Annotated in this window: 9 protein-coding genes; 5 read left to right on the plus strand and 4 right to left on the minus strand. The window is 68.7% G+C overall.

Annotated features, from left to right (window positions below):
• Positions 1-90 precede the first annotated feature (90 nt).
• Entirely contained in the window at positions 91-303 is a 213-nt protein-coding gene (locus tag AB0E63_RS45975) for a dodecin (RefSeq protein WP_360381100.1), read from the minus strand.
• Positions 304-377: 74 nt separating this feature from the next.
• Here AB0E63_RS45975 and AB0E63_RS45980 point away from each other — a divergent pair, with 74 nt between their 5' ends.
• Positions 378-725: a DUF3099 domain-containing protein gene (locus tag AB0E63_RS45980; RefSeq protein ID WP_360381103.1), complete on the plus strand. Its 348-nt coding sequence runs from the start codon at positions 378-380 to the stop codon at positions 723-725.
• Between the two features lie 178 nt (positions 726-903).
• Complete coding sequence (locus AB0E63_RS45985) at positions 904-1,113, plus strand: hypothetical protein (protein WP_360381105.1); 210 nt, start codon at positions 904-906, stop codon at positions 1,111-1,113.
• Positions 1,114-1,183: 70 nt separating this feature from the next.
• Here the strand turns inward: AB0E63_RS45985 and moaA are convergent, their stop codons facing one another.
• Positions 1,184-2,203, minus strand: coding sequence for a GTP 3',8-cyclase MoaA (gene moaA, locus AB0E63_RS45990; RefSeq protein WP_360381108.1), 1,020 nt, complete (start codon positions 2,201-2,203; stop codon positions 1,184-1,186).
• A 70-nt stretch (positions 2,204-2,273) separates the two neighbouring features.
• Here moaA and AB0E63_RS45995 point away from each other — a divergent pair, with 70 nt between their 5' ends.
• From AB0E63_RS45995 to AB0E63_RS46005, 3 genes are all read left to right on the plus strand, one after another.
• Complete coding sequence (locus tag AB0E63_RS45995) at positions 2,274-3,062, plus strand: SURF1 family protein (protein ID WP_360381111.1); 789 nt, start codon at positions 2,274-2,276, stop codon at positions 3,060-3,062.
• Positions 2,980-4,833 carry a glycoside hydrolase family 15 protein gene (locus AB0E63_RS46000; protein ID WP_360381114.1) on the plus strand — a complete coding sequence of 618 codons (1,854 nt, stop codon included), beginning with the start codon at positions 2,980-2,982 and terminating at the stop codon, positions 4,831-4,833. Before AB0E63_RS45995 ends, AB0E63_RS46000 begins: the two co-directional genes overlap by 83 nt.
• A 74-nt stretch (positions 4,834-4,907) precedes the next feature.
• Positions 4,908-5,663: an SDR family oxidoreductase gene (locus AB0E63_RS46005; protein WP_360381116.1), complete on the plus strand. Its 756-nt coding sequence runs from the start codon at positions 4,908-4,910 to the stop codon at positions 5,661-5,663.
• A gap of 3 nt (positions 5,664-5,666) precedes the next feature.
• Here the strand turns inward: AB0E63_RS46005 and AB0E63_RS46010 are convergent, their stop codons facing one another.
• Both AB0E63_RS46010 and AB0E63_RS46015 read right to left on the minus strand, forming a co-directional pair.
• Positions 5,667-6,137 (minus strand): carboxymuconolactone decarboxylase family protein, encoded by a 471-nt coding sequence (locus AB0E63_RS46010; RefSeq protein ID WP_360381118.1) that lies wholly within the window; start codon positions 6,135-6,137, stop codon positions 5,667-5,669.
• A 63-nt stretch (positions 6,138-6,200) separates the two neighbouring features.
• On the minus strand, positions 6,201-6,599 hold the full coding sequence (locus AB0E63_RS46015) for a hypothetical protein (protein ID WP_360381120.1): 399 nt from the start codon (positions 6,597-6,599) through the stop codon (positions 6,201-6,203).
• Positions 6,600-6,610 lie beyond the last annotated feature (11 nt).

The following is a 6,610-nucleotide window of genomic DNA, read 5'->3' on the forward strand; positions in this document are numbered from 1 at the left end:
AGGGTTGCCCCCTCAGATTCTCAGTGGGCAACCCTCCAGCTCAGTGGTTATCCACCGAGTTGGAGGGTTGTGCGCGGATGCGTGCGGGGATCAGCCGTCTTCGAGGCGGAAGCCGACCTTCATGGTCACCTGGTAGTGATCGATCTGGTTGTCGGCGAGGTGGCCGCGGATGTCGGTCACCTCGAACCAGTCGAGGTGCCGCAGCGTCTCGCCGGCCCGGTGGATCCCGTTCGTGATCGCCTGGTTCAGGCCTTCCTTCGACGTGCCCACGATCTCGGTGACTCGGTAGGTGCGATCGGTCATGAGACGTTCCTCTCCATCCTGGCTGCGCCGGAGCGGGTGACGCGGCGTACCGTTGTTCCTGGTGAGGAGGATAGATGTCGAGACGTCGTGAACGGAGCGGCGAGACCGTCATTTCGGTGACGAGTGCGCAGCCGGGCCGATCCGCGGATCTGGACAGCCGGATCGTTCGGTATGCCTGGATGATGTCGATCCGGATCGTCTGCTTCGTGCTCGCCGTGATCACCCCGTCGCCCTGGCGCTGGGGGTTCATCGTCGCGGCCGTGTTCCTGCCCTACATCGCGGTCGTCCTGGCCAACACCCAGCGCACCACGACGGTGGACAGCGGGGCGGCGTTCGTGGCGCCGCAACGGCCTGCGATCGGGTCGCAGCCGGGGGTCGTCACACCGCCGGATCCGGACCGCGACAACGACACCGAAAAGTGATCTTCGCCGGGACTGGAAACTTTGGCAGCATCCGTGTCAGAATCTCCCGCGTGCTCTGAAGTTCATGAGTGAAATTCAGAGACTTGATGCGGCGTCGGACGGCTCCCCCCGTGGCTGTCCGACGTCGCTTCATTTCCCCAGTCTTTTGATTATTGAGTAATCAGGAATAGGCCAACAGGTGACCGAGGAAGCGCTTCCGTCCGTCTGCTCCGCCAGGGGCTGCGGGCAGCCGGCCACCTGGGCGCTGCTGTGGAACAACCCGAAGATCCACACTCCTGACCGGCGCAAGACGTGGCTGGCCTGCGACGAGCACAAGGACAGCTTGTCCGACTTCCTGGCCCGCCGGTCATTCCTGCGGGAGGTCGAGCCTTTCTCCTCAGCGCGTTAGCCCGCACCGAAAAAGTACATTTCCGGATTGGGCCAGTATGAGGCTCCGCCGGATTGGTCCGGTATGGCGCTCAGCCGCCGATCGCGGACATCGGCCGGGTCGGTTGCAGGAAGCTCGGGTCGTTGATGCCGTGACCGGGGAGTTTGTTCCGCATCGCCCGTCGCCAGCGGTCGGCCAGCTCGTCGTCATCGGCCCCCGACCGCAGTGCCGTCCGCAGGTCCGACTCGGTGCGCGCGAACAGGCAGTCCCGGACCTGACCGTCGGCGGTCAGCCGGACCCGGTCACAGTCGCCGCAGAACGGCCGGGTGACCGAGGCGATGATGCCGACGGTTTGCGGCCCGCCGCGGACCAGGAATGACTCCGCCGGCGCACTCCCCCGAGTCGACGCGTCGACCGGCGTGAGGCCGAACCGCTCGTCCAGCTGTTGATGGATCTCGTCCGCGGTGATCATGGTGGCGCGGTTCCAGCCGTGCTGGGCGTCCAGCGGCATCTGCTCGATGAAGCGCAGTTCGTAGCCACGTTCCAGGCAGTACTCCAGCAGCTCGGGCGCCTGCTGGTCGTTCACACCGCGCATCAGGACGGCATTCACCTTCACCGGGGTCAGCCCCGCATCATGCGCCGCCTCGAGCCCGGCCTGCACGTCCTTCAGTCGGTCCCGGCGGGCGAGTTGGACGAACGTGTCCGGCCGAATCGTGTCCAGGCTCACATTCACCCGGTCCAGGCCGGCGTCCTTGAGGGCCTGCGCCTGCCGGGCCAGGCCGATCCCGTTGGTCGTCAGCGACACCTCGGGTCGTGGTGCGAGTTCCGTCGTACGCGCGACGATGCCGACGAGACCACGCCGGAGCAGGGGCTCACCACCGGTGAAGCGGATCTCCCGCACACCCAGGCGGGTCACCGCGACCGAGACCAGCCGGACGATCTCGTCGTCGGTGAGCAGGTCCGGCTTGGGCAGCCAGTCCAGGCCTTCCTCGGGCATGCAGTAGGTACAGCGCAGGTTGCAACGATCCGTGAGCGACACGCGCAGGTCTGTGGCGACCCGGCCGTGCCGGTCCGCCAGACCCAACTGCGTCGCCTCTTCGGTTGCTGTCATCGCCCCCAGCCTACGTGCCGGCGGCGGATAGTTTCAGGGCATGGCTTAAGTTCGAGCTGTGGGTCGCTTGATGAATGTCCGCTGGATCGCCGCCGCGCTGGCCGTCCTCGTGCTCGCCGGGGTGTGCGTCCAGCTCGGCCGTTGGCAGTTGCACCGCCTGGACGAGCGCAAGGCCCGCAACGACGTCACCCGGACCAACCTGGCCGCTCCGCCCGCGCCGATCGACCAGATCGTCGGCCCGCAGGGCGTGGTCGGCGACCAGCATGCCTGGCGGACGGCAGTCGTCACGGGCACGTTCGACGCGTCCAAGCAGATCGTCATGCGCTACCGCAACGTGGACGACCGGCCCGGCTTCGAGATCGTCACCCCGCTGCGCCTGGCCGACGGCAAGGCCGTGCTGGTCGACCGTGGCTTCCTGGCCCGTCAAGGCGCCGAGCTCGCGCCGCTCAGCATTCCCGCCACACCGACCGGCGAGGTGACGATCACCGGCCGGCTCCAGCGCAGCGAACGCGGCGGCCGCACCACCGGCGGCACGCCGGACGACGGTACGGCGCGACTGATCAACGGACCGGACTTCGCCAAGGTCCTCGGGCTGAACCTGTACGACGGCTACCTGACCGTGGACAAGCAGGAACCGGCCAACGACCCGGCGTTCGGCGCGTTCCCGGGACCGGAGATCGACGACGGGCCACACTTCTTCTACGCGCTGCAGTGGTTCTTCTTCGCGCTGCTGGCGCTCGGCGGACTGGTCTACTTCTCCAGACAGGAAGGTCACGGTGGCAAGTCAGCAGGCGATGGGGCAGCACCCGAGTCCCCCGCGGAGCCACGCCCGGAAGCACGTGCCGGCGCGGCAGATTGAGGACTATGCACTGATCGGGGACCTGCAGACCGCCGCACTGGTGTCCAAGCAGGGCTCGATCGACTGGCTGTGCCTTCCACGCTTCGACTCACCTGCCTGCTTCGCGGCCCTGCTCGGCACCGACGACAACGGCCACTGGCGGGTCGCCCCGCGCGATGCCGACGCGGTCAGCAGCCGGCACTACCGCGACGACACGCTGATCCTGGAGACCGAGTGGTCGACGGACACCGGCTCGGTCCGGGTCATCGACTTCATGCCGCCCCGCGATGCCGCGCCGGACATCGTGCGCATCGTCGAAGGCATCAGCGGGACCGTGGAGATGCGGTCCGAGCTGCGATTGCGGTTCGACTACGGTCACGTGGTTCCGTGGGTGCGGAACCTGCACGGCCAGGTGGTCGCGATCGCGGGTCCGGACGCGGTGTCGCTGCGATCCGACGTCCACCAGCACGGGCGTGACTTCGCGACGTACGGCGATTTCCGGGTCTCGGCCGGGGACCGGGCCTGGTTCGTGCTCACCTGGCATCCGTCGCACCACCCGGTGCCGGAGCCGACCGACGCCCTCGCGGCGCTGGAGCCGACCGAGACGTTCTGGACCGAATGGATCGCCCGCAGCAAAGGTGCGAACGGGTTCGGCGAGGAGGTCACGAGGTCGATCCTCACACTGAAGGCACTCACCTACGGGCCGTCCGGCGGCATCGTCGCGGCGCCGACCACCTCGTTGCCGGAGTCGCTGGGCGGGCAGCGCAACTGGGACTACCGGTTCTGCTGGTTGCGGGACGCAACGATGACGCTGGCCGCGATGCTCCGGTCCGGCTACACCGAGGAGGCAGTCGCCTGGCGCGACTGGCTGCTCCGCGCGATCGCCGGATCGCCCGCCGACCTCCAGATCATGTACGGCGTGACCGGCGAGCGGCGGTTGTCGGAGTTCGAGGCGGACTGGCTGCCCGGATTCGGCGCGTCGGCGCCGGTACGGATCGGGAACGCGGCCGCGGATCAGCTGCAGATCGACGTGTTCGGCGAGGTGATGGACGTCCTCGCGCTGGCCCGCGAAACGCAGATCGGGTCGAGCGACGAGGCGTGGGCAGTGCAGCGCGGGCTGATGCGCCATCTCAGCGACGTGTGGGACCAGCCGGACGAAGGCATCTGGGAGGTCCGTGGCGGCCGGCAGCACTTCACCTACTCCAAGGTGATGGCCTGGGTCGCGTTCGACCGGGCCGCGCGGGCGGTCGAACGATACGGACTGGGCGGTCCGGACAAGCAGTGGCGGGCGATGGCCGACGAGATCCATCGCGACGTGTGCGCGAAGGCGTTCGACGCCGACCGGAACACGTTCACCCAGGCCTACGGGAGCAGGGCGCTCGATGCCGCCGTACTGCTCATCCCGCAGGTCGGGTTCCTGCCGGCGGACGACCCGCGGGTGGTCGGGACCGTCGAGGCCGTGCAGCGCGAACTGTCGTCCGGCGGGTTCGTCCGGCGGTACCTGACCGAGCACACCGACGACGGGCTGCACGACGACGAGGGCGTGTTCCTGATCTGCTCGTTCTGGCTGGCCGACGCGCTGGCGATGATCGGCCGGGTCGGCGAGGCCCGGGACCTGTACGAGAAGCTCGTTGCCCTGCGCAACGATGTGGGACTGCTCGCGGAGGAGTACGACCCGGCCACCGGCCGGATGCTCGGGAACTTCCCGCAGGCCTTCTCGCATCTCGGCCTGGTCAACACCGCCTGGCACCTGACCACGGCCGAGTCCCCACTGCGCCGGTCGGCGTACTAGTTCTTGCCATGTTCTTGCCGTCGGCCACGAACCGTCGAGGTGCGCGACGGACGGTGGTGAGGCAGGATGGAGGCGTGGACCTCGGACTGCGCGATCGCACCTACATCGTCACCGGCGCCAGCGCCGGACTCGGCTTCGCCACCGCGAAAGCCCTTGCTGCCGAAGGCGCCCGGCTGGTGATCTCCAGCCGCAACGAGGAGGCGATCACCCGGGCCGCCGCCGAGCTCGGCGAGAACGTGGTCGGCATCCCGGTCGACAACGCCACCCCGGACAGCGCCGAGCGGCTGGCCGCGACCGCGATTGCCAAGTGGGGTGCTCTGCACGGCGCATTGATCAGCGTCGGCGGTCCCCGGCCGGGCACGGCACTCGACTCCGACGAGGAGGACTGGCGGGCGGCGTTCGACAGCGTCTTCCTCGGTGGCCTGCGGATCGCGCGCGCGGTCGCCCGGACCGGCTCGGACGGTACGTCGATCGCCTTCGTACTGTCGTCGTCGGTGAAGTCCCCGATCAACGGTCTGGCCATCTCCAACGGCCTGCGTCCCGGTCTCGCGATGGTCGCGAAGACCTTGGCCGACGAGCTCGGCCCGAACGGCACCCGCGTGAACGGCCTGATGCCCGGCCGGATCGCCACCGACCGCCTGAAGGAGCTCGACGGCAAGGGTGGCGACCCGGAGGCGGCCCGGCGCGCCTCCGAGAAGACCATCCCCCTGCGCCGTTACGGCGACCCCGACGAGTTCGGCCGGGTCGCCGCCTTCATCCTCTCCCCCGCCGCCTCCTACATCACCGGGACGATCATCCCGGTCGACGGCGGGGCCTTGCGAACGATCTGACCGTCAGCCCCACTGGCCGGGCACGTAGTCGCCGGCCGGCTGCTGGGTGATGACGTTCAGGCGGTTCCAGGTGTTCATGACGGCGATCGTGCACACCAGCGCGGTGAGCTGGTCCTCGTCGTAGTGCTTGGCCGCGTTCGCCCAGACCTCGTCGCTGACGCCACCCGCGGCGTCGGCGATCCGGGTGCCCTCCTCGGCCAGCTCCAGTGCCGCACGCTCGGCCTCGGTGAAGACCGTCGCCTCGCGCCAGGCCGCGACCAGGTTCAGCCGCACCGCGGTCTCGCCGTGCTCGGTGGCGTCCTTGGTGTGCATGTCGATGCAGACCGCGCAGCCGTTGATCTGGCTGACCCGGAGCTGCACCAGCTCCAGGGTGGCGGTCGGCAACGAACCCGCGACCGCGGTGCTCGCCGACACGATGTGCTTGACGAACTTCGGTCCGATCGTGCTGGCCGCGTAGTTGAAACGGGCGTCCATAGTGTGTTTCTCCTTGCCGTGGTGTCTGTTGACGCCCTCTCGACGAGACAGCCGGGCAAAGTGTCAGTCCGGGGCGATGCGGTTGCCCTGCTCGTCCCAGTGCTCGGCAACCTTCTTGCTCGGCTGGACGCGGGGCGGCTCTCCCGGCATCTTCGGGTAGTCGGGTGGGAAGTTCAGCTCTCCGCCAGGGAGCTCCTCCCACAGACGCAGCAACGGATCGAGCGGGTACGCCGTGTCGTCCATGTCCGCCCAGGGATCGCCGTCGGCGAGGTAGTCCGGAACCGTGTGCAGGTTGAATGCACGCGGGTCGTCCAGCTCGGCAAGCCGGTCCCAGGTCATCGGCGTACTGACCGGCGCACCCGGCCGCGGTCGCAGCGACCAGGCGCCCGCGCCCCGGCGGGGGGGGGCGGGGTGGGTGGAATCCCGGCAGTATGTAAACACCCCCCCGGTCCCCCTCCACACCGCCCGCCTCA

The sequence above is a fragment of the Kribbella sp. NPDC026596 genome, assembly GCF_040638415.1.
Lineage (GTDB): Bacteria > Actinomycetota > Actinomycetes > Propionibacteriales > Kribbellaceae > Kribbella.